Source organism: uncultured Ruegeria sp., from assembly GCF_947504215.1.
GTDB lineage: Bacteria > Pseudomonadota > Alphaproteobacteria > Rhodobacterales > Rhodobacteraceae > Ruegeria.
On sequence record NZ_CANNGO010000001.1, the window covers coordinates 731,145 to 754,707 of the forward strand.

General features: G+C 56.4%; 22 protein-coding genes and 1 tRNA gene. 7 read left to right on the forward strand and 16 right to left on the reverse strand.

Annotation, left to right across the window (positions count from 1 at the left end):
- Positions 1-132: 132 nt before the first annotated feature.
- The gene (locus Q1B21_RS03620; protein ID WP_299885965.1) at positions 133-1,206 is read left to right on the forward strand and encodes an FAD-binding oxidoreductase; all 1,074 of its coding nucleotides are present in this window, start codon (positions 133-135) and stop codon (positions 1,204-1,206) included.
- Positions 1,203-1,853, forward strand: coding sequence for a DUF938 domain-containing protein (locus Q1B21_RS03625; protein ID WP_299885968.1), 651 nt, complete (start codon positions 1,203-1,205; stop codon positions 1,851-1,853). Before Q1B21_RS03620 ends, Q1B21_RS03625 begins: the two co-directional genes overlap by 4 nt.
- A 42-nt stretch (positions 1,854-1,895) precedes the next feature.
- Here the strand turns inward: Q1B21_RS03625 and Q1B21_RS03630 are convergent, their stop codons facing one another.
- The 6 genes from Q1B21_RS03630 to Q1B21_RS03655 form a co-directional block, all read right to left on the reverse strand.
- Complete coding sequence (locus Q1B21_RS03630; RefSeq protein WP_299885971.1) at positions 1,896-4,403, reverse strand: FAD-dependent oxidoreductase; 2,508 nt, start codon at positions 4,401-4,403, stop codon at positions 1,896-1,898.
- Between the two features lie 142 nt (positions 4,404-4,545).
- Complete coding sequence (locus Q1B21_RS03635) at positions 4,546-5,538, reverse strand: hypothetical protein (protein ID WP_299885974.1); 993 nt, start codon at positions 5,536-5,538, stop codon at positions 4,546-4,548.
- A gap of 94 nt (positions 5,539-5,632) precedes the next feature.
- Positions 5,633-7,036 (reverse strand): FAD-linked oxidase C-terminal domain-containing protein, encoded by a 1,404-nt coding sequence (locus tag Q1B21_RS03640; RefSeq protein ID WP_299885977.1) that lies wholly within the window; start codon positions 7,034-7,036, stop codon positions 5,633-5,635.
- A 93-nt stretch (positions 7,037-7,129) separates the two neighbouring features.
- Positions 7,130-8,923 (reverse strand): gamma-glutamyltransferase, encoded by a 1,794-nt coding sequence (gene ggt / locus Q1B21_RS03645; protein WP_299885980.1) that lies wholly within the window; start codon positions 8,921-8,923, stop codon positions 7,130-7,132.
- A 113-nt stretch (positions 8,924-9,036) separates the two neighbouring features.
- On the reverse strand, positions 9,037-9,438 hold the full coding sequence (locus Q1B21_RS03650; RefSeq protein ID WP_299885983.1) for a GFA family protein: 402 nt from the start codon (positions 9,436-9,438) through the stop codon (positions 9,037-9,039).
- Between the two features lie 241 nt (positions 9,439-9,679).
- Positions 9,680-10,612, reverse strand: a complete 933-nt coding sequence (locus tag Q1B21_RS03655) for a LysR family transcriptional regulator (protein WP_299885986.1) — start codon at positions 10,610-10,612, stop codon at positions 9,680-9,682.
- A gap of 366 nt (positions 10,613-10,978) precedes the next feature.
- Between Q1B21_RS03655 and Q1B21_RS03660 the strand changes: the two genes are divergently transcribed.
- Together Q1B21_RS03660 and Q1B21_RS03665 are read left to right on the forward strand one after the other, a co-directional pair.
- Complete coding sequence (locus Q1B21_RS03660) at positions 10,979-12,658, forward strand: BCCT family transporter (protein ID WP_299885989.1); 1,680 nt, start codon at positions 10,979-10,981, stop codon at positions 12,656-12,658.
- Positions 12,659-13,119: 461 nt separating this feature from the next.
- Positions 13,120-14,274 (forward strand): hypothetical protein, encoded by a 1,155-nt coding sequence (locus Q1B21_RS03665; RefSeq protein WP_299885992.1) that lies wholly within the window; start codon positions 13,120-13,122, stop codon positions 14,272-14,274.
- Between the two features lie 206 nt (positions 14,275-14,480).
- On the opposite strand, the gene Q1B21_RS03670 is transcribed toward Q1B21_RS03665, so the two are convergent.
- The 9 genes from Q1B21_RS03670 to Q1B21_RS03710 form a co-directional block, all read right to left on the reverse strand.
- Positions 14,481-15,074 (reverse strand): GNAT family N-acetyltransferase, encoded by a 594-nt coding sequence (locus Q1B21_RS03670; protein ID WP_299885995.1) that lies wholly within the window; start codon positions 15,072-15,074, stop codon positions 14,481-14,483.
- The gene (locus Q1B21_RS03675; RefSeq protein WP_299076805.1) at positions 15,067-15,465 is read right to left on the reverse strand and encodes a ketosteroid isomerase-related protein; all 399 of its coding nucleotides are present in this window, start codon (positions 15,463-15,465) and stop codon (positions 15,067-15,069) included. The genes Q1B21_RS03670 and Q1B21_RS03675 overlap by 8 nt, the downstream gene beginning before the upstream one ends.
- 2 nt (positions 15,466-15,467) lie before the next feature.
- Complete coding sequence (locus Q1B21_RS03680) at positions 15,468-15,920, reverse strand: low molecular weight phosphatase family protein (protein ID WP_298936906.1); 453 nt, start codon at positions 15,918-15,920, stop codon at positions 15,468-15,470.
- A 3-nt stretch (positions 15,921-15,923) separates the two neighbouring features.
- Positions 15,924-16,403, reverse strand: a complete 480-nt coding sequence (locus Q1B21_RS03685) for a UPF0262 family protein (RefSeq protein ID WP_299885999.1) — start codon at positions 16,401-16,403, stop codon at positions 15,924-15,926.
- Positions 16,404-16,499: 96 nt separating this feature from the next.
- Positions 16,500-17,801, reverse strand: a complete 1,302-nt coding sequence (gene hisD, locus Q1B21_RS03690; RefSeq protein WP_299886002.1) for a histidinol dehydrogenase — start codon at positions 17,799-17,801, stop codon at positions 16,500-16,502.
- 59 nt (positions 17,802-17,860) lie between these two features.
- Complete coding sequence (locus Q1B21_RS03695; protein WP_299886005.1) at positions 17,861-18,379, reverse strand: GNAT family N-acetyltransferase; 519 nt, start codon at positions 18,377-18,379, stop codon at positions 17,861-17,863.
- Positions 18,380-18,856 carry a DUF2948 family protein gene (locus tag Q1B21_RS03700; RefSeq protein ID WP_298936909.1) on the reverse strand — a complete coding sequence of 159 codons (477 nt, stop codon included), beginning with the start codon at positions 18,854-18,856 and terminating at the stop codon, positions 18,380-18,382.
- Complete coding sequence (gene murA / locus Q1B21_RS03705; protein WP_299886009.1) at positions 18,856-20,121, reverse strand: UDP-N-acetylglucosamine 1-carboxyvinyltransferase; 1,266 nt, start codon at positions 20,119-20,121, stop codon at positions 18,856-18,858. Before murA ends, Q1B21_RS03700 begins: the two co-directional genes overlap by 1 nt.
- 6 nt (positions 20,122-20,127) lie before the next feature.
- Positions 20,128-20,283: a hypothetical protein gene (locus Q1B21_RS03710; RefSeq protein ID WP_298936911.1), complete on the reverse strand. Its 156-nt coding sequence runs from the start codon at positions 20,281-20,283 to the stop codon at positions 20,128-20,130.
- Positions 20,284-20,366: 83 nt separating this feature from the next.
- Here Q1B21_RS03710 and Q1B21_RS03715 point away from each other — a divergent pair.
- Positions 20,367-20,441, forward strand: a tRNA-Thr gene (locus Q1B21_RS03715).
- Between the two features lie 356 nt (positions 20,442-20,797).
- On the opposite strand, the gene Q1B21_RS03720 is transcribed toward Q1B21_RS03715, so the two are convergent.
- The gene (locus tag Q1B21_RS03720) at positions 20,798-21,748 is read right to left on the reverse strand and encodes a GlxA family transcriptional regulator (RefSeq protein WP_299886012.1); all 951 of its coding nucleotides are present in this window, start codon (positions 21,746-21,748) and stop codon (positions 20,798-20,800) included.
- 167 nt (positions 21,749-21,915) lie between these two features.
- Between Q1B21_RS03720 and Q1B21_RS03725 the strand changes: the two genes are divergently transcribed.
- The gene (locus Q1B21_RS03725; protein ID WP_299886015.1) at positions 21,916-22,626 is read left to right on the forward strand and encodes a GntR family transcriptional regulator; all 711 of its coding nucleotides are present in this window, start codon (positions 21,916-21,918) and stop codon (positions 22,624-22,626) included.
- 7 nt (positions 22,627-22,633) lie between these two features.
- On the forward strand, positions 22,634-23,563 hold the full coding sequence (locus Q1B21_RS03730) for a dihydrodipicolinate synthase family protein (protein ID WP_299886018.1): 930 nt from the start codon (positions 22,634-22,636) through the stop codon (positions 23,561-23,563).

Sequence of the window (23,563 nt, forward strand, 5' to 3'; positions counted from 1 at the left end):
CTAGTCAAATTCAAGCCTGCTTATAGTTTCCGAGGCGCGTAGTAGGTCCTTCCAAACCTAGCAAGGTCCAACTACGCATCTCACCTGCCGATAGGAACACCGGAGCAGAACCAGTTGGTATTGAAGTAAAACATGATTGATTTTCTGATTGTCGGCGGCGGCATCGCCGGACTAAGCGCTGGCGCGCGCCTGTCAGAGCATGGATCTGTAACAGTTCTCGAAGCCGAAGACGTATTGGGCTATCACGCCTCGGGTCGGTCTGCGGCCCTGTTCGAAGAAAGCTATGGCCCGTCTTCAGTCGTTGCGCTTAACAAAGCTGGGGCGCAGTATTTGCGATCCGAAAACGGCGGATACTTGACTCCGCGCGGGTTGATGCTGGTCGGTGCCAATCATCAGTCGGAAGTCTTCGAGGCCGATTGTGCAGACCTGAACATGCAACGCCTGTCAGTGGATCAAGCCCTCTCGCGGGTTCCGATCCTTAACACGGATATCGTCGGATTTGCCGCTATCAGCGAGGGTGCATTCGACATTGATACAGACCGACTGCTGCAGGATTTCGCACGGGTCATACGCCGAAACGGCGGCGCTGTTCTGACCAAATGTGAAGTGACCCGGATACAAAAGGGCACCCATTGGACGGTCGAAGCCGGACAGGTGTTCGAAGCCCGTCATCTGATCAACGCAGCCGGAGCTTGGGCGGACGAAATCGCGGCGTTGGCTGGTGTACCGCCCATCGGCATAACACCTCGCCGTCGATCAATGGCCCGCATCCCTGCCCCGGGTGGGCACGACGTTTCGACTTGGCCTATGATGCTGGGCACTGGTGAGACATGGTATGCAAAACCGGACGCTGGCAAACTGCTGGTGTCACCGTCCGAGGCTGATCCGGTTACACCGCACGACGCCTTTGCCGACGATATGGTGCTGGCGGAAGGTCTTGCCAGATACGAGGAACTTATGACCGAACAGGTGACACGCGTGGAAAGCAATTGGGCTGGATTGCGTAGTTTCGCCCCCGACGGCACTCTGGTGCTTGGCCCTGATCCCGCGGAGCCCTCGTTTGTCTGGTCAGCGGGACAAGGGGGGTACGGATTTCAAACTGCACCCGCGGCGTCTCAGCTTTTGGCCGATCTGGTCACAGGGAACCAGCCGCAGATTGATCAGCGTTTCATCTCGCTCCTTACTCCGGAACGGTTAAACAGATGATCAAACGCACCCTTCCCCCTTCAGCTAGCGTCGCGTCCGCAGCAGATGACGGCAAAATGGTTGCACCGGCCGCAACCCGGAATACAGGTGCCTTATGTGAGCTAATAAGCGCCCATGCCCCACAGCGGGGCAGAGCGCTTGAGATCGCAAGCGGCACAGGCCAACACGTTTGTGCTTTTGCTGAACATCGACCTGATCTGACTTGGCAACCCACAGAAATCGATACTGATCGCCGCGCCAGCATCGACGCTTATGCAAGTATCCTGCCCAATGTGGCTGCAGCAGCCGAACTGAACGCCACTTCACCGGGATGGCATTCACGGGTTTCGCAGCAGGACCTGATCATATTGGTCAACCTGTTGCATCTGATTGGCTGGGAGGAAACGGAAGTCCTTGTCGCTGAAGTCGCCAAGGCGCTGGCACCGGGTGGCCGTTTCATCTTGTACGGCCCCTTCAAACGCGCAGGGCAACTCACCAGCGAAGGCGACAAACGGTTTCATGATGCTCTGACCCAGCAAGACCCTGAGATCGGGTACAAGAACGACAACGACATCACCGAGTTGTTCTTGTCTTGCAGTCTGGAACTGCTCGACATCATCGAGATGCCTGCCAACAATTTGGCGTTTGTCACAACAAAGCCCGCCTAAGCGGGCTTTGATTTGTTTGCGTTGGTTTAAACCCGAGGCAAACTAGCCGTCCTTACGGATGACCTCGTTTTTCGGATCGTAGGGGCTGTCGCAGGTCACGACCGCATCCCACAGTTTGTCCTGCATTTTAACCTTCAACTTGGTGCCTTCGACGGCCAGATCAGGCGTGACGTAACCCATGCCGATGGACTTCTCAAAAGCCACCGAATAGCCACCCGATGTCAAACGGCCCACACGCTCGCCTTCTGGAGTGTAGAGCACCTCGCGGCCCCACGGGTCGGCATCGTCCGGCCCGTCGATCAACAAAGTGCAACACTTCACGCGCACGCCGGTTTCGACCATCTTGTCCTTGCCGTGGAATTCTTTGTTCAGATCGACAAAGCGCGGCAGGTCGGCCTCCAACGGGTTTGCATCGCGACCCAATTCGGTACCGAATGCGCGATAGGACTTCTCCTGGCGCAGCCAGTTTTGCGCGCGGGCGCCAACCAGCTTCATGCCGTGCTTCTCGCCCGCTTTCTCTAGCAGGTCGAACAGGTAGTTCTGCATCTCCATCGGGTGATGCAATTCCCAACCCAATTCACCGGTATAGGCCACACGGATCGCATTGACAGGGCACATGCCCAGTTCGATCTGACGGGCCGACAGCCAGGGGAAGCGCTTATTTGACAGCGCGGTTTCGGGATCGGCGTCTTTGATGACCTCTTTCAGAACATCACGCGATTTGGGACCGGCGATGGCAAAGACGCCCCACTGGGTGGTCACGTCCTGGATTTCGACATAGCCGAACTCATCCATCTTGTCTTCGGCCGCCTTACGCAGGAAGTCAGCATCGTATTCGGTCCATGCGCCGGCAGAGACGATGTAGTAGCTGTTCTCACCGGTGCGAACGATGGTGTATTCGGTGCGCGTGGTGCCATGTGCAGTTAGCGCATAAGTCAGGTTGATACGGCCGACCTTGGGCAGTTTGTTGCAGGTGAACCAATCCAGGAATTGGGTCGCACCGGGGCCTTTGATGACATGCTTGGTGAACGCGGTCGCGTCGATCAGACCGACACCTTCACGGATCGCTTTGGCCTCTTCGACGGCATATTGCCACCAGCCACCGCGACGGAAAGATCGCGCGTCATGGTCGAAGTTTTCCGGCGCATCAAGCGGTCCGTAGTAGTTCGGTCGTTCCCAACCGTTCACCCATCCGAATTGCGCGCCGCGTGCCTTCTGGCGATCGAACGCAGGAGCGGTCCGCAGAGGCCGCGCTGCCGGTCGCTCTTCGTCGGGGTGGTGCAGGATGTAGACATGGTCGTAGCACTCTTCGTTCTTGCGGGCCGCGAATTCGGTGGTCATCCAGTTGCTGGAATACCGTTTGGGGTCCAGCGAGGCCATGTCGATCTCGGCTTCTCCATCGACCATCATCTGCGCCAGATAATAGCCGGTGCCGCCTGCTGCGGTGATCCCGAATGAGAAACCCTCGGCCAGCCACATATTGCGCAGTCCGGGAGCGGGGCCAACCAGCGGGTTGCCGTCTGGCGTGTAGCAGATCGGACCGTTGAAATCGTCCTTCAGACCGCTTTCTTCGCAGGACGGAACGCGGTGTATCATGGCCATATACTGCTCTTCGATCCGCTCTAGATCCAGCGGGAACAGATCAGCGCGGAAACTGTCAGGCACACCATATTCAAAGCAGGCTGGCGCATTCTTTTCATAGACACCCAGAATCCAACCGCCGCGTTCTTCACGGACGTAAGACTGCGCATCGGCGTCACGAATCACCGGATGTTCCGCGCCACCGTTGGCGCGGTACTCAACCAGCGCCGGATCTTTGTCCATGACAATGAACTGATGCTCGACCGGGATCGCAGGCATCTTGATGCCCAGCATTTTGGCAGTGCGCTGCGCGTGGTTACCCGAGGCCGTCACGACATGCTCAGCCGTGATTACAACCTGCTCGTCGCCGGGCACAAGATTACCGCCCTGCTCGACCATCTTGGTGCAAGTGACTTCCCAATGGGTGCCGTTCCAATGAAAGGCGTCGGCCTGCACCTTACGCACAATGTCGGCACCATGCTGGCGCGCGCCCTTGGCCATCGCCTGTGTCACATCCGCCGGGTTAATGTAGCCATCGGTGTTGTGATATATCGCGCCCTTCAGGTCTTCGGTATTGATCAGCGGCCAGCGCGCCTTGATCTCATCCGGTGTCAGCCATTCGTAGGGCACGCCGCACGTCTCAGCCGTTGAGGCGTACAGCATGTATTCGTCCATACGCTCTTGCGTCTGCGCCATACGCAGGTTGCCAACAACGGCAAAACCGGCGTTCAGGCCGGTTTCTTCTTCCAACTGCTTGTAGAAATCGACCGAGTATTTGTGGATGTGGGTCGTCGCATAGGACATGTTGAACAACGGCAGCAGACCCGCCGCGTGCCATGTCGAGCCAGAGGTCAACTCATCCCTTTCGATCAGCATCACGTCATCCCAGCCCGCTTTTGCCAGGTGATAGGCAATCGAAGTTCCGATGGCGCCGCCGCCAACAACCAGTGCTTTGACTTGGGTTTTCATAACCGGGCGTCTCCCCTTGAATTCAGCTGACACCATATGGCGCAGTTGCGAAGGCAATCGCGACATTCATCCGACCAGTGATATGAAAAAAACGACCCACATATCAAATGCGGGTCGTAAATCAGCCTTACTTGAGCGTGTATCAGTCGTCGGAGCGGCAAAGCTTTCTTGTTCCAACTGTCTTGCAGGTCAGCTTGCCGCCTTCTGTCGCGGGCGCTTGTTGAGACCTGTCATTCTCCATAATCAGAATTAATGCGCTCCGATAAGTCGTCTGTATAAGGGCGTCATAGTCGGGAACGTCGTCGCCAGTTGCGTCCAATGTCGCGCCCGGGGCGATGTTTTCGACAAACGAGTTGATAAGCTGCGCCGCCTCATCCGAGTTCAAGTTGCGTTCCTTCGCGGACTCGGCCCGCAATTGAACCATCGCCCTTCGCAGCTCCATCATCTGAGCCGCCAGCGCGACCTCATTTTCCGGTTGAACTTGCACATCTGTCCCGACCGTTGGGACCGGCGTATTCAGTATCTCATTCAAGCCGTCATAGTTTATCGCGCCCAGCAAGGCCCGCACCGAGGCGTCCGATGCGACCGCCCGCACCCTGATCTGTATTTCGTCGTCAAAACCGATCCAACCATCAAACACCCTGAAGGCAGACGCCTCTTGCCAGGATGGAAACTCCATCTCTGCGAAACCGACGCCACCCGAAACAGCAAAGCCCTCATACTCCTGCTGATACGCTATTTCGCTCGCTGAGACCTCGGCCATTCCACTCAAAACACCTTTGGATTTTAGCAAGTCATTTCGAAAGGCTTCGATCCAAATGATCTCGTCATCCTTGGCGTAGATCCATCCACGCGCCGCTGCTTGTGTCGCTTCCGGTCCCGAAGTTCCCGTCCACAGCGGTGCGTTGCCCCCTTCAGCCAGAGCGCGGCGAGACCAGCCATCCGGGGCATCTGGCAAGAATGCTCTGGTTTCGGCGTCGATCACCTCATCTCCGAACACTCGGGACGAGACAGAGTTGAGGTAGCTTTCTAGGCTAAGCCCCCCTTCCGACTTCTTGTACTGCTGGTGATAATCCAGCCCTGCGATGACAAGGCCACAAATGGCCGCCAGTCCAGCAAGATACTTAGCGCTCATAGATTCCCATCCGTAGTGGTTTGGACCGAAATCAACTTAGAAAACGGTCGTTTTGAAGGCGCAAAACGGACAGGAGTTGGAAACCGTCTTTCATTCAGTCAGACAGGATTTTTCCGGGGTTCATAATGTTGTCGGGATCCAGTGCCGCCTTAATCGCTGCCATGTACTGTGTGGCTGCCCCAAGTTCCTTGATCAGGTAGGGGCGTTTCCCCTGCCCGATACCGTGTTCGCCGGTGCATGTGCCTTCCATCGAAATGGCCAGATCGTTTAGCCATCCCACAAACTCATTGGCCTTGGCGATTTCATCTGCATTTTCCATATCGATAAGCGGCAGTGTGTGGAAGTTTCCGTCACCCACATGCCCCACAATCGGAGCGATCAGCCCCAGTTCGGTTGCCTTGTCCTGAGCGGCGCCGACGGCTTCGGCCAGCCGAGAGATCGGCACGCAGACATCCGTAGACATCCCATGCGCGCCAGGGCGCAACTGAAGACTGGCCCAATACATGTCGTGGCGCGCCTGCCAAAGCTTGTTTCGTTCCTCTGTCGAGGACGTGGCCGCAAAATCCGCGCCCCCAAATTCCTGTGCAATCTGACCAAAGGTCTCCGCTTGTTCCGCGGCACCAGACTCGGATCCGTGAAATTCAAGCAGCAGCAGAGGTGTTTCAGGCAATGTCAGACTAGAATAGGCATTGGCAGCCTTGACCGACATTTCATCCAACAACTCGATGCGCGCCACCGGAATCCCATACTGGATTGTCATCATTACCGCCTGACATGCGGCATCAACGGTCGGGAAAGAACACCGTGCTGAACTGATCGCCTCAGGGATACCGTGCAGGCGCAAGGTCAACTCGGTGATTATGCCCAGCGTTCCTTCGGCGCCGATCATCAACCGGGCCAGATCGTATCCGGCCGAGGATTTTCTGGCGCGGCGCCCGGTTCGGATAACCTGCCCGTCCGGCATAACCGCTTCAAGGCTGAGCACATTGTCTTTCATGGTTCCGTAACGCACAGCATTGGTGCCGGACGCCCGGGTCGCCGCCATGCCACCCAACGATGCATTGGCGCCAGGATCGATGGGAAAGAACAGGCCCTGATCGCGCAGGTGTGTGTTCAGATCCTCACGCGTGACGCCGGGCTGTACCACACAATCCAGATCTTCAGAATGCACTGCCAGAACCTGATTCATTTCGGTCAGATCAACCGATATTCCTCCCGCTGGCGCATTTACATGTCCTTCAAGCGATGTGCCTGTGCCAAAGGCGATAACCGGCACCTTATGGGCAGCACAGGTTTTGACAATGTCTGACACTTCTTCGGTCGTGTGTGCAAAAACCACGGCGTCAGGGCTTTGGTTTTCTATCCAGGTGGTGGTGTGGCCATGCTGTTCCCGAATTGCGGCACCGGTCTGCAACCGGCCACCGAAGCGTTGCTTCAGAATACCAATTGCAGTTTCGATCCCGGACTCGTTTCGCGGCAAAGCAGTCGCTTGCACCATGATGATCCCCCCTTGCCCGCATGGATGGCGGGCCTTTAAATACATGACTAAAAGGCCCGCTGCCTTGGGGCAATACCCACAAGTTGGGGTGTCTTACTCGCCCAGCGCGATTCCTTCGCGCCTTGGATCTGCACCACCGCTCAGCCCTTCCCCGATTTCGATGGCATGCAGACCCGAGGTCAAGTCGCGTGGATTCACCTCGAAACCGATCTCGATCAGGGCGTCTGCATATCCTTCCGCGGCGGTGCCAAGTTCCACATCATAGGTCCCAAACCGATTCACCAGATGCGGCAGCGATACGGCTTGTTGCACATCCATATCCCAATCCGCCCAAGCGATGATTGACTTGGCGACATAGCCGATGATGCGGCTTCCACCCGGTGACCCGATGGCCAGAACCGGCGCACCGTCCCGCATTACGATGGTCGGGCTCATAGACGACCGCGGGCGTTTGCCCGGCTCAAGCCGATTGGCAATAGGCACACCGTCGCGATGTGTTCTAAACGAGAAATCGGTCATCTCGTTGTTCAGCAAGAACCCGTTGGTCATCAGGCGTGAACCGAACCCGTTTTCTATGGTCGTCGTCATCGACAACACGTTGCCATAGGCATCCACGATCGAAATATGCGAGGTCGAAGGCAGCTCGAGCGAAGCATCGTCTGCCCAGTTCAGCGCATGATCGAATTCAGGATTGCCGGGGGTCACTTCGGCCAGCGCGCCTTCGGCATTCAGCAATTCTGCCCGCCCGGACAAGTAATCCGGATCAACCAGACCCGTGGTTGGCATGGGCACAAAGTCGCTGTCAGCCATGTAACGACCGCGGTCTGCAAAGGCGAGGCGAGATGCTTCACCGATCAGCCGCCAAGTTTCGGCATTTTCAGGCCCCATCGCGGCCAGATCATAGCTGTTCAGCATGCCAAGTATCTGCCCGACGGTCAGCGCCCCGGACGACGGCGGACCCATGCCACAGACTTCGTAGACGCGATAAGCGGCACAGACGGCGTCACGCTCGATGATCTGGTACAGCGCCAGATCCGTTCCCGAAAGAACACCAGGATTGCCGGGTGCGGTTCGAACAGTAGTGACAATTCCAGACGCAATCTCTCCGCCATAGAACCCCGCGGATCCATCGGCAGCCAGTGTGCGCAAGGTTTCCGCGTAATCCGGGTTCACCAGCCGCTGGCCCTGCTGTAGCGGTTCACCGCCGGGCAGGAAATACGCGGCTGTTGCAGGGAAGCGCGACAGCCTCTCTGCGTCGATTTCAACCAGGCTGGCCAGCCGAGGTGAAACCAGAAAACCTTCGTCAGCCAGTCGGATGCCATCGGAGAACAGACCTGGCCACGGGGACCGACCCCACCGGCGATGCGCCTCTTCCAACAGCGCAGGTGTGCCAGGTGTGCCGACGGACAAACCGCCAACAACAGCATCGAAAAAAGCCAGCGGCTCGCCATCATCGTCCTGAAACAGTGTCGGGGTCGCAGCCAAAGGCGCGGTTTCCCGTCCATCCAAAGTCGTCAGTTGCCCGCTGGCCGCGTCGTACCAGACAAGGAATGCGCCACCGCCCAAGCCAGAAGACTGCGGTTCGACCAGTCCAAGCACAACCTGGGCAGCGACCATCGCATCCGCAGCCGAACCCCCTGCCCGCAAAACCTTAGCCCCGGCTTCGACCGCCAATGGGTTGGCCGCCGCCACCATCCAGTCATCGGATACGACAGGAACACCTGCTGCCTTTGCCTCGAGCGCGGCAATGACTTCTTCCGTCACCGCATGAACCTGCCCCTCTGATGCACCTTCAGGTGAGACCGCATCCGCAGTTTCCTGGCCCAAAACGGGTGTCGCAAAGGCAATGGCAGAAAGTAGTAGTCCTGAAAGTCGACCAATATGCATCCTAATCCTCCGATTCAGTCTTTGGGTTCAACGATGTACGGGAACCGTCTGTTGGACAATCTCAACTAGGAGACGAAGAGTTCCATGGCGAGATCTCGCCGTACGGATAAGCGCTACTTTTCCTGTTCTTCGCTGCGCCCGGTTGCATCGCGATCTCGTTCATACTGCTTCATAAAGGCGAGCTCGGGCAACCACGACTCTCGTCTGACGGTCCAGCTTTCGTAAGTCGGCCTCAGTTGGTTGGGCGCGTCAAGACATCCAAGGTGTATTTCGACTTCGGCCCCGGTTCGGGCAAACACAGACGATCCGCATGTGGGGCAAAAATACCGCCCGGCATAACTGTGCGAGGTTCCGGTGATTTCCACAGCACCCTCGGGAAACACCGCAGCCGCATAAAACACGGCGCCATGATGTTTGCGACAATCAAGGCAGTGACAAAGCCCTACGCGATACGGTTGCCCCGTTGCTTTGACCCGCAGTTTGCCGCAGCGGCATCCACCTTCGAACGTATTCAATCAATAGCTCCTTATTGTGAACATTCGAATGTCTGCGATGGCGAGCCCTTACCTGCCGTCGCGGTTTGGCTTCGATGCTGCGGGTGCGGTCGACAGGTTCCAGTCCAGAGCGGACCTCCAACTAACAATTAATTTCTCAGGTTGGTTCCTACCGGTCGGGTTGGAAGCAGTCATTCACTGGCGGGTACGGGCGCAGTATCATTGGCATGGCTAGACGCGACTTCATCGCTGATGCTGAGCACTAGTACGAATGAGGCGAAAGAACCTGTTCCGCGATCCAGTCGAATACCATTCGAGGGCCGCGTCCCAAATTGGTCTGGTCCCGCGACATGACGTAGCCTGCGTCACTTATGACTACATCATCTGTCACTTGCACCAGCGAACCTTTGTTGAGCAAGCCATCTATTAGACCGATCCAACCCAATGCGACCCCATCCCCTGCTAACGCAGCCTGAGTGACCATGTCGTAGTTGTTAAAGCTGATGTAATTTTTCTTTCTTTCGCCTGCAATGCCTAGACTATCAAACCAACCCTGCCAAGTTTGCCACTCGGCAGTTGCGGGTTTTGATAAACTTAGCAATTGCACATCCAATAAGTCTGCTGAAGATCGAATTGGTGTTATCTTTTCTAATAGCTGGGGGCTGCAAATTGCTGCGACGATCTCTTCCAACAGTAGAATTTCACCAGGCTTAACCTGACTTATAGGTGCTACATGGATCTGTATATCACAATCCGTATCGTCCAGGCCCGGTGGCACAGTAGATGCCAGAATTTGAATTTCAATCTCGTCCCCAAGTTCTTCACGTAAATAGGCCAGACGCGGTAGCAGCCAAAACGTAGAGAAGGCGAAGTCGGCAGAAATCCGGACCCTCGGTTTGGATTTACGTTCCAGCAATGAACCAACCGCATAGCCCATTTGAGTCATTGCAGGTTTGACCACGTTGAGAAGCCTGAGCCCTTCATATGTTAGTGAAACGCCACGGTGTTCTCGTTTAAAAAGTACCACACCCAGATCGATCTCCAAGCCCTTGATCCGTTGAGAGATCGAAGATTGCGTCAAGCCAAGCGCTTCTCCGGCGCTTGTGAAGTTTCCATGCTTCGCGACCAATTCAAACGCATAGAGGGCGACAAGGTTGCGGCTGAGGTTGGTATTATTTTTATTAATGTCATCCATAATTACTGAACTACTGCAAAACTACTCGAATATGTACCAAAAACTCTGTCACAGGGTGTTTATTGCCGCCCGGACAAAAAAGAGACGGGATCGAGTCATGACCGGGTGGTGGCGCAATCAGACAATCCAGACTGCAAAAGCAATGCAAATAGGCAAGGCGGCTGACTGCATCGTTGGACGTAGTGATTTCCTTAACTGGCGGGCCGATCCCCATTCAACAGATCGTGCATGCACAGTTCAGTCTGCCGCTTTTTATTGCCTCAGTTAGGCAACATGGTTTGCCACTAATCCAAACACGGCTTGGTGCTGAAGTCGAAGCAACTTGATCTTGCAACTCGCTTGATCAGCAACAGGGAGAAAAAGAATATGGCAGTTAAGCCTCCACTATCAGAACTTCCGATAAAAACCGCTGAAAACGGTTTCTATCGGGGGTTCAGCGTCAACGTGACGGTAATCAGTAAGATCATTATCAGTTTACTAGTGGTCTGGTGTATTGTGTGGCCCACTCAAGCTGGCAGAATCTTAGGCGATTGGAACGCGGCCATTCTGGCCCAGTTTGCCGCTTGGTATATCTGGGTCGTAACCGCGTTTGTTATAGTTTGTATCGGGCTGGCAATCTGGCCGACCGGAGGGCGTCTGAAGCTTGGTGTGGAAGGGGAAAAACCAGAATTTTCCAACTTCTCTTGGTTTTCGATGATGTTTGGCGCCGGGATCGGTGTCGGGATGCTGACATGGGCCGTTGCGGAACCTGTCGCGCACTTCAAGAACAACCCCTCGGTGATTCAAGGTATCACAACGGCGCTCGATGCGGACAACGTTAGAACTGCCTATGTGTGGTCCTATCTGCATTGGGGTCTTGGCGCATGGGCGTGTTATGCAATTGCTGGTCTTTCGCTGGCGTTCTTCAGCTATCGGCGCGGGCTGCCATTGACGATCCGGTCGTCGCTGACGCCGCTGTTTGGCAAAGCGCTGTCCGGTAACCTCGGTCACGTGATCGACATTGTGGCCGTTGTTGCTACTATCCTTGGCGTTGCTCAAACGCTGGGGTTCGGAGTCGAGCAGTTCGTTGCGGGTCTAACGCGAATCGGGATTGGGGGATTGGCACATGCTGATGGCTCAGCGACGACGCTTGGGATCATTGTTGCGCTTTTAGTCATCATGGGGGCCTCGACATTGTCGGCGTTGTCCGGCGTTGGCAAAGGCATCAAATGGCTGTCGAATATCAACATGGTGTTGTCGATCTTCCTGTTAGGCTTCTTCATCATTTTTGGTGCGACGTTCTTCGGAGCAAGTGCCTTCTTTGTAGGGATCTGGGATTACCTGGTCGCTCTGCCGTGGCTGAGCTTCAACGTCTACGCATCTGATGGCGTCGAAGGATCTGAATCCTTCCTGCTTGCTCAATGGCAGGGCTGGTGGCCAGTGTTCTATTGGGCCTGGTGGATCGCATTTGCACCATTTGTCGGACTGTTCCTGGCGCGCATCTCTCGGGGTCGTACAATACGCGAGTTTGTGTTGGGTGCGATGATTGTTCCCTCGCTGATGTGCTTTGTCTGGTTCGCTTGGGCAGGAGGCACAGCGATCGATTTGGAACTGAACGGCGACGCGAATGGCGTGATCCTGGATGCGGCGAATGGCGACAAGATTTTTGCCATGACCGAATTCATGCTAGCCCCAATTGCACAGGCCTTGGCCTGGGGTATGGCGGTAGTCATCGTTGTTTTGCTGATGACTTTCCTGGTGACGTCAGCTGACTCTGCGGTATTGATCGTCAACACGATCAACGCTGCAGGTGATGAAGGCCCCAAGGCACGCCCTCACATCGTGTTCTGGGGCGCTGCGCTGGCGTTGGTCGTCGGTGGATTGCTGATTTCTGGCGGCACCGGCGCAATTCAGACCGCAATGGTGATTGGGGCGTTGCCGTTCTCGATTGTGATGGCTCTTATGTGCATCGCTTTGATCAAGGCCATCTGGAATGATGGTCGGCGCGAGGCCGCAGGCGTTGCTTCAACAATTGATCCGGAAACCTCGACGATGCCAGCGGAATAGGTATCGCTATAACTACTGAGGCCCTGGTTAGCATCTGGGGTCTCATTGTCCACGACACCCTTATCCATTAAAAATTGCTACGCGATGCATAAACGGCAGGAATGGGGTATCTGAACTTTGAGGTGTACCGAGTCGATGGTTGTCGGCTTTGGGCTGCCTGACTGGGCAGGCGGCACTGTGACTCGCGACTTTGCAATGTCCAATATACTGCGCATTGTTGCCATTCGAAGCGACATGTGCTGCAACCGCCGCGAACGGCAGCTCTGTGGCCTTCGCTACTGCAGCGAAAAACACCTACGACTGCAAGCAGAAGTTCGCTGCGTATTCGATATGGGTTCTTCAGAATTCGAAAAGTTGCCTTTGTGTCGGGCTCCACAAACTCGCCTCCTCATTGCTAGTAAACGATGTTGGCAACCACTATATAGAGTGTAGCGCGGCGCAGCGATGGCAAGACATAGACGATGAGTGATAAAAATTCCGACGATGAGAAACCCAAGAGGTTCGATATTTCCAAGCTAAGCGTGGAAATGAGCGATGAAGAACGCGCGGATACGGACAAACGGCAGCGCCGTAAGTTCAAAGACTCGTTTTCTGGTTTGGGCAGCATCGGAGCGGCCCAGAAAGCCGCTCTTGGATTAGGTGTGCCAAGCGTATTTGCAGCCATGGAGCGTCAGTCTGAACTGTTGAAGCGCATCGTGGACCCGGTTGGGTTACGCAGTCTGACCATGGGAATAGATCGTGCGTCTTTTGGAGTTTCAACGTCAATTTTGCACGACCTGAAATTTGACAGTCCTTTCAGCCGTTTGGCGGTCGATATGGAGCGGCAATCCAAAATCGTCGACAGCCTGTCTCTGGGTATTGATCGGCAATTGGGCTTGATGCCCAGCATCTTGCAAGACTTCGAGTCCAGTTATGCTCTTGGCTTTACGCGAACGCTGGACCTACCGCGTATCGGGGCCGCTTTTTTAGCCTTAGATATCGGTAAATATGGCCGAATTTTCGACAGTGTAAATGCATTGCGAGGTTTGGGACTCGGTGCAGAGTTCGGGGACCGTTTCAACATCCTTGCCACCGGCCTTACTGAGCAAATGCAGGCTTTTGGCCAAATCGGCAGCATTGCGGGGACGGCGCAGATAGGACTAGGTCTGTCCGGCAGCATCGAAGAAATGCTCGCCCGGACCATCGAAGCGCAAGAGGCATTGGCGGAACAGGAGCAAGTGCCGGTCGATGAGACAACGCGCCAAAGGCTCGCACGTCAGTTGCAAGTTCTGTGCAACATCATCACCATTCTGTCTTTCTTCATGATGGTGGCGCTCGAAATAGAAGATCGTCTTTCAGACGATGAAGACGCTGCTATTCGAGCGAACACAGAGACGATGGAGCAAATGCAAGTTTCAATCGACGCGCTCACGTCGCAGCTACAGGAAATGACCACAGCGCAAGAGGCTGCAACGGAACAAGACAGGGCCGCTGACGCGGCTATCGCAGACCTTCTGCGTAAGATTGCCGATAGTTTGGCAGACGGACAGTCATCCGTCAGGACGGATGAAGAGCAGCCCTCTGGCCTGTCAGAGCAAACGGATAGCAGTGGAAGCAAGCCGCCATCGGAGAACTAGAGGTAGAATCTGCCTTCTGCCTCAAAGCCGTTTGGATTTTCCACGAAATAGCTGCTATATTTCAGCGCTTGTCATTCGCAAAGCTGCCGTTAATTGCGCTTCGCACTGCGATAGCAGCGAAGTTCTGCTTGGTGGCCAACTAGTCCGTGCCTTGCCCAACAGATTGCAAGCGCGGCGAAAGTCTGTTTTTCCCGCGTAACGGACACTCACAAGTCCCGAATCCAGAACTGCAGCGGCTTCAGTGTTTCTCCTTCAACCCCTATATCCTTCCAGGAAAACTGCGCGACGACTCCTGGCAGAGGTTTATATCCTCGCGCCTTCCAGAATGCGTCCAGCGGGCGATGGTTCGCAGGCCGCATTGGGTGATCAGTAGGACGTTCGACACCGCAAAAGGCGCATTTGAGGTAGCCCAGTGCGCGGGCGTGCGCCTCGCGCAGGTCGAAGAATTTGTGGCCTACGCCTTGCCCGCGATAGGTGGGCAGCAGGACGGATTCTGCGCAATAGAAGATGTCGTTGATATCCAGTCCGCTGCCGTCGAAGGCAGCCGCGAAGTCATCGGCGTGATCGGCCAGGGGTGCTCCGGTTGATGCACCAATCAGCGTTTCGCTGTCAAAGGCGCCGACGACGATCGCTTTGTTGCTGTCTCGGTAGGCCTGCAGGTAGTTGCGTTCGTACTCCAGATCGCCGTCATAGAGATAAGGCCAGGCGCGGAACACCTCGATCCGCAGGAGAGCAACGTGGTCCAGCGCCTCGCCCAGCGCCTCGCCCGTCAGGGCGCGAACATCGGTGACCTTAGCCATCAGAGACCTGTTTGGTCCAGTCGGCGAGATTGTAGAAAGTGGTGACGCGAGTGATCTTGCCGTCTTTGAGGTCAAAGAACGATCCGGCGGGCAAGCGGTAGGTCTGGCCGCGCGCCTGTGGCAGGCCTTCGTCGGTTTCCAGATAGGTACCGTTAACAGTGAATTCGGCAGCGGCGCGGGTGCGGTCCTGAGCTTCGAAAATCACGATATCGGTCAGATTTTCGCGATAGCAGCGGTTCATATGGGCGCAGAAGGCGGCAAATTTCTCTTTGCCCACACGGATCTGCCCTTCGTTTACGTGATGGGCCACGTCATCGGACAGACAAGCCAGCATGCCATCGACATCACTGGCATTGAAGGCCTCGAAATAGGTTTTGACGGTCTGGTTCATTCTCACTCCGTTGGTTCGCCCCAGCGGCCTTTCAGATGCTGTACGATCTGATCGCGGGTCTGTCGGTAGTGATGTAACTTCTGTTCGCGGGTCTCGCCCATCCCGGTAGGGTCCATTATTGGCCAATAATCGACATCCAGGTGAAAAATACGGGTCAGTTCCAGCGCTTTTCGTTGGCTGGCGGGGGACAGAGAGACGATCAGATCAAACGAACTGAGGTCGTCGCCCCATTCCTGCATCTCGTCAAACGACCGCGAGCGGTGGCGCGACAGTTCCACCCCCATTTCCTGACAGACCGCGATGCAGAAGCCATCAATCTCGAGATCGTTATGCACGCCTGCGGATTGGACATATGTGCCGGTGCCATAGAATTTCTTCATGATGCCTTCGGCCATCGGGGACCGAACCGAATTGTGATCGCAACAGAACAGGATGGACTGTGGCAACGACTTCACGCGTCAGCCTCCGAAATGCAGCACGCAGATCAGCGTGAACAGACGGCGGGCCGTATCGGTGTCGATACTGGCCTTGCCCTCCAGCCGTTCCTGCAACACCCGGCTGCCTTCGTTATGGATACCGCGCCGCGCCATGTCGATGGTTTCGATCTGACTGGGCGGTAGGGTTTTGACCGCGTCAAAGTAGCTTTCGCAGATCTGAAAATAGTCTTTGACCACCTGTCGAAACGGACCCAACGACAAATGGAATTCCGCCGCTTTTTCGCTTGCTTCCGTCGCGATGTCGAACACCAAACGCTTGTCGCGGACTGATAGCTGCACATGGTAAGGACCATCGGGCACGGCACGGTCGTCCCGCGCGGGCAGCGCAAAGGTGTTGTCTTCCAGCAAGTCAAAGATGGCGACCTTGCGCTCCTGCTCGATCTCGGGGGTCGGCGGGGGCAGGTTTCGGTCGTCCAGTTCGATATGCGTAATTCGGGTCATTTTCGTGCGGTCCATTCAGATCAGAACAGACCTAACCCAAGCGCGCCGAGGGGGCAACGCCGCGATCGGCAACCACCCAAAAGACGTTGCGCGCCTTCAATCGTTCAATCTGTCCAGCCGCGCCTGAACGGACAGCCCGTGCGCCTCGAGGCTTTCGGATTGCGCCAATTTCGCGGCGGCAGGACCAATGATGCGCAAGGCTTGCGGTGTCATCCGGCTGAGCGTGGTCCGCTTTAGAAAATCCATCACGCTGAGCCCGGATGAAAACCGTGCCGACCGCGCCGTTGGCAGCACATGATTGGGGCCACCAACGTAATCGCCAATCGCTTCGGGCGTGTACTGGCCCAGAAAAATTGCACCGGCGTGAATGGTTTTGTCGCAAAGACCCGCCGGGTCGGCTACGCAAAGCTCCAGATGCTCGGGCGCGATGCGATTGGACAGCATCGCGGCCTCGTCCAGATTGCGAACGGTGATGACGGCACCGTAATCGCGCCAGCTGGCGCCTGCGATGACACGGCGTTGCAGCGTTTCCAGACGTTTTTCAACAGCCTGCGCCACAGATCGCCCAAAAGCAGCGTCATCAGTGATCAGAATGGACTGGGCGCTTTCGTCATGTTCGGCCTGGCTGAGCAGGTCCAGCGCGATCCAGTCGGAATCATTGTCCTTGTCCGCGATCACCAGGATTTCCGATGGACCAGCGATCATGTCGATCCCGACCTTGCCGAACACCCGCCGTTTCGCGGCGGCAACATAGGCATTGCCCGGACCTGTGATCTTATCCACTGGCGGAATCGTTTCGGTTCCATAGGCCAGTGCGGCAATCGCCTGCGCCCCGCCGATGCGGTAAATCTCATCAACGCCTGACAATTTCGCCGCAAGCAGGACAAGCGGGTTCACCTGCCCGTCCGGGGTTGGCACAGCGATCGCCAAACGCGAAACACCAGCCACCTTGGCAGGGATTGCGTTCATAAGAACAGACGACGGATAAGACGCCAGCCCACCCGGCACATAGAGCCCGGCAGCGGAAACAGCTGACCAACGCCAGCCCAAAGTTGCGCCGGCATCATCCGCCCACTCGCGATCCTCGGGCATTTGTTTTTCGTGATAGGCACGGATGCGATCCGCAGCCAGTTCCAGCGCGACGCGATCTTGTGTCGTGACTGTGGCGACCGCGTCGGCAATCTCGGACTTGCTGAAGGCCAGCGTGTCCGGGGTCAGTTCCAGCCGGTCGAACTTCGCCGTCAATTCGATCACGGCCGCATCGCCCCGGCTGCGTACGTCTTCGATGATTTGCGCAACAACCGCGTCGACGTCGGGGCTGTCTTCGCGCTTGGCAGTTAGCAGCGCTTGAAAGGCGGCCTCGAAATCGGGCGATATGGTCTCAAGGAAAACGGGCATGATCTGTCACTCCGGGCGTTTCAACGGGACATATCGCCGGGATGGGCCAGCCTCAACCCTCAGTCCGTGGGGTGCAGCGATTTGCGCATCGCAAAACACGACAGGTCATTGCGTTCGCTGCACTGACCCGTGGCCACCCATCCGTTCTTCCGATAGAAATCCTGCGCGGTCCGTGTGGCCTCCAGATGGGCCTTGGGATGCCCGGCTGAATTGATTTCTTGCTCAAGCTGGTTTAGCATAGCCACTCCGAGGCCGCGACCAGTGTGGTTGGGGTCAACGTAAAGTAAAGTGATCTCGTCCATTCGCAGGCCACCGACCGCTGCGACCTGTCCACCATAGTCGGCAACCCAGAGTACAGATCCAGACTGAACCCAATCTCGGAGTGTTTCAGGAGTTTTGTTGGCCGTCCATTCTGCCAGTACCTGCGGATCGTCTTCATGATCCGCAGCGCATAGGCGCGTGATTGAGCGTATAAGCACATCGCTCATTTCAAACACATCAAACACAGTCGCACGTCGCAGCTCTAACCCGTCGGGCTGCTTGTTGAACGCTTGTGGGATACCGCGCTTGTTTCCCATCTACTCGGGATGATGTGGCGCGTGACCTGACGGGGCTTTGTAAGGGCGAGTCACGTCCTTGAGCGTAGCATCCAGCGCCTCAACCGCTAGCCGGATTGCACCGTCACCTGCCAAGGTCAACAAAACATGACCCGCGCCATCTTCGCCGGGTTCAAAATCGACCGACAACAAAGATAAGATCATGTCCTGATCACTCCGGTCGATCCCCTGACTGGCAACAGACAGAACAGAATCGAACATCAAAACGGCCTGAACCCGCTCGAACGACCGGTTCCGCCGCGCCGCCGCGTCCCTGTCTTCCCATCGAAAGCGATTCAACAGCAGGGCAAAGCGACGCTGCGATGGCTTCCATGTCATCTCGGTGACCGGAAAGATCGCGTCCTGCGCCAGGGTCGATATCACCTGCAGGTCATCGCCATCTTCGGCACCAAGGTTCAGCGGCGCCTCGCGCCCGTCTTCAAAACTTGCGTCTGTCATTAACCTTTGATCCGTTCAATCTTTGCGCCCACGCCTTCCAGCTTGCGCACCACATGCTCATATCCGCGATCAAGATGATAGACCCGACTGACTGTTGTTTCGCCCTCGGCGGCCAGCCCGGCAAGGATCAACGAGACTGACGCGCGCAAATCCGTCGCCATCACAGGTGCACCTTTCAGACGTTCAACGCCCTTCACAGTGGCCGTCCCGCCATGTACCTCGATATCTGCGCCCATACGGACCAGTTCCGGAGCATGCATGAACCGGTTCTCAAAGATACGCTCTTCCAGCACCGAGGCACCCTCGGCTGTACACATCAGCGCCATCATCTGCGCCTGCAGGTCGGTCGGGAAGCCCGGGAAAGGTTCTGTCACTACATCAACCGCAGCCACACGACCATTCTTGCGCGTCACTTTCAGTCCCTTGTCGGTTTCTTCAACACTGACACCCGCCGCATCCAGTTTGGCTGCGAAGGATTCAACCAGCCGCATGCGTCCGCCCAGCAGCTCTACCTCACCACCGCAAATGGCCGGAGCCAGCATATAGGTGCCCAGCTCAATCCGGTCCGTCACTACCTGATGGGTCGCGCCGTGCAGACGGTCGACACCCTGAATTTCGATCGTCGAAGTCCCCTCGCCCGCAATCTGCGCGCCCATCTTGCGCAGGCATTCGACCAGATCGACAATCTCGGGCTCGCGTGCGGCGTTTTTCAGGACTGTTGTGCCCTTGGCCAGCGTCGCGGCCATGACGATGTTTTCCGTCGCCCCGACCGAGGCAAAGCGCATTTCATGCACGGCACCTTTCAACCCGCCAGCGGCCTTGGCGTAGAGGTATCCATCCTTCAGTTCAATCTCGGCCCCCAGGGCCTCAAGACCTTCGACGTGTAAATCCATCGGGCGTGCGCCAATCGCACATCCCCCCGGCAGTGACACAACCGCATGCCCAAAGCGCGCCAGCAAAGGACCCAGCACCAGATTTGAGGCGCGCATCTTGCGCACGATTTCGTAGTCGGCCGTCTGACTGGTCAAATCGTGACTGGACATCGCCTGAACCTGGCCATCTTGCAGCGAAGACACCTCGGCCCCCAGCGATTGCAGCAAGGCCGTCATTGTTTTGATGTCACTGAGGCGCGGCGCGTTGGTCAGCGTCAGCGGTTCTTCGCTGAGCAGAGTCGCGGGCATCAGCGTCAGACACGCGTTTTTGGCCCCCGCAATCGGTATCTGACCGTTCAGCGGCCCGTTGCCCGTCACCAGAATCGAATCCATCTGCTCTTATCCCTCGTCTTTGCCGACCTTGTCATCCGAAGTCGCGCGCGCCTTAGCCTGAGCCTTGCGCCGTGCAAGGTTGGCCTTGAGCGAAGCCTTCAGCCTGTCTTCGCGCGTTTCGCCGGATTTGCCGTGTTTTTTAGGTGAAGTTTTATCTGCCATTCCCTTTCTCTACAGGAGGCGAAAAAAACCGTCCAGACACCCTTGCGCCGCGTTTCGTTTAAGTCTAATCACCCGCCCACAGCGCTGCTGTAGCTCAGAGGTAGAGCACTCCCTTGGTAAGGGAGAGGTCGAGAGTTCAATTCTCTCCAGCAGCACCATCCAATCGCCCTTGTTTTTATGCTCGTCCTTGTATTAAGGGCACACCCTATGTCTGGTGTCCAAGCTGTTGTAGCGCGCACGTCCCAGGGTCCAGCGACCGACCGTAGCGTTAAACATTGTGGCAGCACCCAACTCATAACGGACACGTTCTGGCAATAATTATGCCTATGTTTGCATGTATCGCTACTTAATCTTGCCGATGTGTTTACAAGTCCAGTTTTAACGAGGGGGTCTTTCGGCGAGGTGAGTGGGGTGAGCGCAAGACCAGTTACTTGGCAATTCAGTTTTGCTGCTCACCCCGCATTTGTAATCGGAGCCAAGTGGATGGCAAGCAAACATTAAAGCGCCCTGCATATCAGTCGATTTTGCTCTTTTGTGCATGCGGCGTTACGCCAAAACTTGAACGATAGACTCGGGAGAAATGTCCGGGGTTCTCGAACCCGCAGGCCATTGCGACCTCGGTGACCGAGGCCTCTGTCTGCAAGAGCAGTTTTTGCGCCCGCTCAAGACGCATTTCCATAAAATACTTCTTGGGCGACGTGTTCAGATACTTCCCGAACAACCGCTCCAATTGACGGGTGGAAATCTCTAACTGGTCGGCAATGTGCGACGGGGACACCGGTGCGTCGATGCTGTCCTGCATTATATGGATCGCTTTGGCCAAATGTGCGTTTCGCATGCCATTGCGCGATTGCAAGGAAACGCGTTGTTTGGCGGTTGCGTTTCGGACCGCGTTATAAACCATCTGATCGGCGACATCGATTGCCAGCTCTTCGCCATGGTCCTGTTCGATCAGATGCAACATCAGATCCGCCGTCGCGGTCCCACCCGATGCGGTGATGTGTTTTTCGTCAGCAACAAAAACGCTTCGCACCAGATTGACCTCTGGAAAGGCCTCCATGAAAGCATCGTGGTACTCCCAGTGTATCGCCGCCTGCATTCCATCCAGAAACCCTGCCTCGGCCAACAACCAAGCCCCTGAGCATAATGCGCCAATCGATGTACCACCCGCGCGCGCGCGCCGCAGTGTGGCCAACAACGGACGCGTGACATGGTCGCGCATGTGAATACCTGACAGGACAAACAGCTGGTCACATTTTGGCAGCCCGTCGAGACCGGAATGAACCAGCGTGACCGAGCCGTTCGAGCACACCGCGTGTTCGCCATCCTCTGACACAAAAGACCATTCATACAGGTCTTTGCCGCTGACAAGGTTCGCAATGCGCAAAGGCTCAACCGCGCAGGAAAAGGCGAGGTGCGAGAACTCCTCGATCAGGACGAAGGTGATGTGCCGGGTTTGGCGCATATACGGTACCAATTTACGATTCAGGGCCCAAAAGCCCAGGGTGTTTTCCAGGTCCCCTATGCTGCATGATTTTTTTCTGTATACAAGTTGTATTTATTTCGCATACACATCGGCAAGATGTCGGTCAGATCGCGATTCGACCCGACTGAGCCGCGCAAAGGTCAGGAATGAAAGACGACGCCAAATCACGCAAAGACCGGTTGAGGGATCACCTGAAGGTCTCAATCTTAACTCTAAGCTTGCGGCCCGGCGCAGATCTGGACGAGGCGGATTTGTCTGATGCGTTTGGATTGTCCCGCACCCCCTTACGCGAAGTATTCCGCCAGTTGGCAGGTGAGGGTTACCTGGACCTGCGAACCAACCGCAGCGCCCGCGTGTCCGAGATGTCCTACACCACGCTGCGCGACTTCTTTCTGGCAGCACCGATGATCTATGGCGCGATTTTGCGGTTGGCGGCCCTTAATGCGACGCCCGCGCAGATTGCGGACCTCAAAGCCGCACAGGAGACGTTCAAGGCGGCATTGAGATCCGGGTCTGGCGCGGACCGGGCGCTGGCCAATAATCGTTTTCACGAAGTCACCGGTGAGATGTCGGGCAATGTATACCTACTGCCCTCGTTCAACCGGTTGCTGATCGACCATGCCCGGATAGGCATGACATTCTATCGCCCGCAAGGTGCTCAGATGTCTGAAAACCTGTCGGTGGCCAGTCAGCAGCACGAGGCCATCATCGCCGCAATCGAGGCGCGCGATGACGCAGCAGCGGCGCAACTTGCCGAAGATCATTGGAACCTGTCGCGCGATCAGATCGAGCTTTTCGTGATGCCAGACGCACTGGATGTACCGATGGGCGCCCCGCCCCGGTCGAAACCTGCATGAGGACGGAATGAACCCGATATTCAGATTTGAGGGGATCTACACCCCCATCGTAACGCCGTATCACGGGGACGGCAGTGTCAACTGGGACGCCCTGTCCGAGGTAATCGAGTACCTGATTGAAAACGGTGTCCATGGGATGATCTCAGGCGGGTCCACCGGTGAGAACTATGCCCAGACCGTGGTTGAGCGTCTGGAACTGGCCCGGTTCACCTATGATCATCTGCAGGGGCGTTTGCCTTTGGTGGTTGGGACCGGAGCGATGCTGACGCCGGATTCAATCGCGCTGGCCGCAGGCGCGCGCGAAATCGGTGCTGATGCGATCTTGTTGGCCAGCCCGCCCTATTCGGTCCCGACCGACCGGGAAAACGCCCTGAATGCACTGGCCATCGACAAGGCCGCAGACCTGCCGGTGATGCTGTACAACTATCCGCATCGCACCGGCACAATGATGGGTGAGGAATTCCTTGACCGCGTTGGGCGCAGTCGAAATTTCTGCGGCATCAAGGAAAGCTCGGGCGACATCAATCGGGTGCATCTGCTGGCGCGAGACTATCCGCATATCCAACTGGGCTGCGGCATGGACGATCAAGCCTTGGAGTTCTTTGCTTGGGGCGCGCCATTCTGGGTCTGCGGCGGATCAAACTTTCTGCCCGCCGAACATGTGGCACTTTATCAGGCCTGCGTGATCGAGGGCAACTTTGCCAAGGGCCGTCGGATCATGTCTGCGATGATGCCGCTGATGCGGGTGTTGGAACAGGGCGGCAAGTTCATCCAGACGATCAAGCATGGCGTGACCATGAACGGGATCGACGCAGGCGCAATGCGACCTCCGCTGAAAGGCCTGAACAAGGACGACAAGCGCGCGCTGGAACAGGTGACGCGCGTGCTGAAAAAGACAATCGCCGACATCGTGGCTGAAAATAGGATTGGGGGGTAA

Excerpts from the sequence above, each read along its gene's own strand:
- Q1B21_RS03675 (WP_299076805.1), bottom strand. The coding sequence starts at position 15,465 with ATGAACCAGACCGTCAAAACCTATTTCGAGGCCTTCAATGCCAGTGAT.
- Q1B21_RS03665 (WP_299885992.1), top strand. The coding sequence starts at position 13,120 with ATGAGTGATAAAAATTCCGACGATGAGAAACCCAAGAGGTTCGATATT.
- ggt (WP_299885980.1), bottom strand. The coding sequence starts at position 8,923 with ATGCATATTGGTCGACTTTCAGGACTACTACTTTCTGCCATTGCCTTT.
- Q1B21_RS03655 (WP_299885986.1), bottom strand. The coding sequence starts at position 10,612 with ATGGATGACATTAATAAAAATAATACCAACCTCAGCCGCAACCTTGTC.
- Q1B21_RS03620 (WP_299885965.1), top strand. The coding sequence starts at position 133 with ATGATTGATTTTCTGATTGTCGGCGGCGGCATCGCCGGACTAAGCGCT.
- Q1B21_RS03670 (WP_299885995.1), bottom strand. The coding sequence starts at position 15,074 with ATGGCTAAGGTCACCGATGTTCGCGCCCTGACGGGCGAGGCGCTGGGC.
- murA (WP_299886009.1), bottom strand. The coding sequence starts at position 20,121 with ATGGATTCGATTCTGGTGACGGGCAACGGGCCGCTGAACGGTCAGATA.
- Q1B21_RS03630 (WP_299885971.1), bottom strand. The coding sequence starts at position 4,403 with ATGAAAACCCAAGTCAAAGCACTGGTTGTTGGCGGCGGCGCCATCGGA.
- Q1B21_RS03710 (WP_298936911.1), bottom strand. The coding sequence starts at position 20,283 with ATGGCAGATAAAACTTCACCTAAAAAACACGGCAAATCCGGCGAAACG.
- Q1B21_RS03635 (WP_299885974.1), bottom strand. The coding sequence starts at position 5,538 with ATGAGCGCTAAGTATCTTGCTGGACTGGCGGCCATTTGTGGCCTTGTC.
- Q1B21_RS03730 (WP_299886018.1), top strand. The coding sequence starts at position 22,634 with ATGAACCCGATATTCAGATTTGAGGGGATCTACACCCCCATCGTAACG.
- Q1B21_RS03660 (WP_299885989.1), top strand. The coding sequence starts at position 10,979 with ATGGCAGTTAAGCCTCCACTATCAGAACTTCCGATAAAAACCGCTGAA.
- Q1B21_RS03700 (WP_298936909.1), bottom strand. The coding sequence starts at position 18,856 with ATGACAGACGCAAGTTTTGAAGACGGGCGCGAGGCGCCGCTGAACCTT.
- Q1B21_RS03640 (WP_299885977.1), bottom strand. The coding sequence starts at position 7,036 with ATGGTGCAAGCGACTGCTTTGCCGCGAAACGAGTCCGGGATCGAAACT.
- Q1B21_RS03725 (WP_299886015.1), top strand. The coding sequence starts at position 21,916 with ATGAAAGACGACGCCAAATCACGCAAAGACCGGTTGAGGGATCACCTG.
- Q1B21_RS03625 (WP_299885968.1), top strand. The coding sequence starts at position 1,203 with ATGATCAAACGCACCCTTCCCCCTTCAGCTAGCGTCGCGTCCGCAGCA.
- Q1B21_RS03685 (WP_299885999.1), bottom strand. The coding sequence starts at position 16,403 with ATGACCCGAATTACGCATATCGAACTGGACGACCGAAACCTGCCCCCG.
- Q1B21_RS03720 (WP_299886012.1), bottom strand. The coding sequence starts at position 21,748 with ATGCGCCAAACCCGGCACATCACCTTCGTCCTGATCGAGGAGTTCTCG.
- hisD (WP_299886002.1), bottom strand. The coding sequence starts at position 17,801 with ATGCCCGTTTTCCTTGAGACCATATCGCCCGATTTCGAGGCCGCCTTT.
- Q1B21_RS03695 (WP_299886005.1), bottom strand. The coding sequence starts at position 18,379 with ATGGGAAACAAGCGCGGTATCCCACAAGCGTTCAACAAGCAGCCCGAC.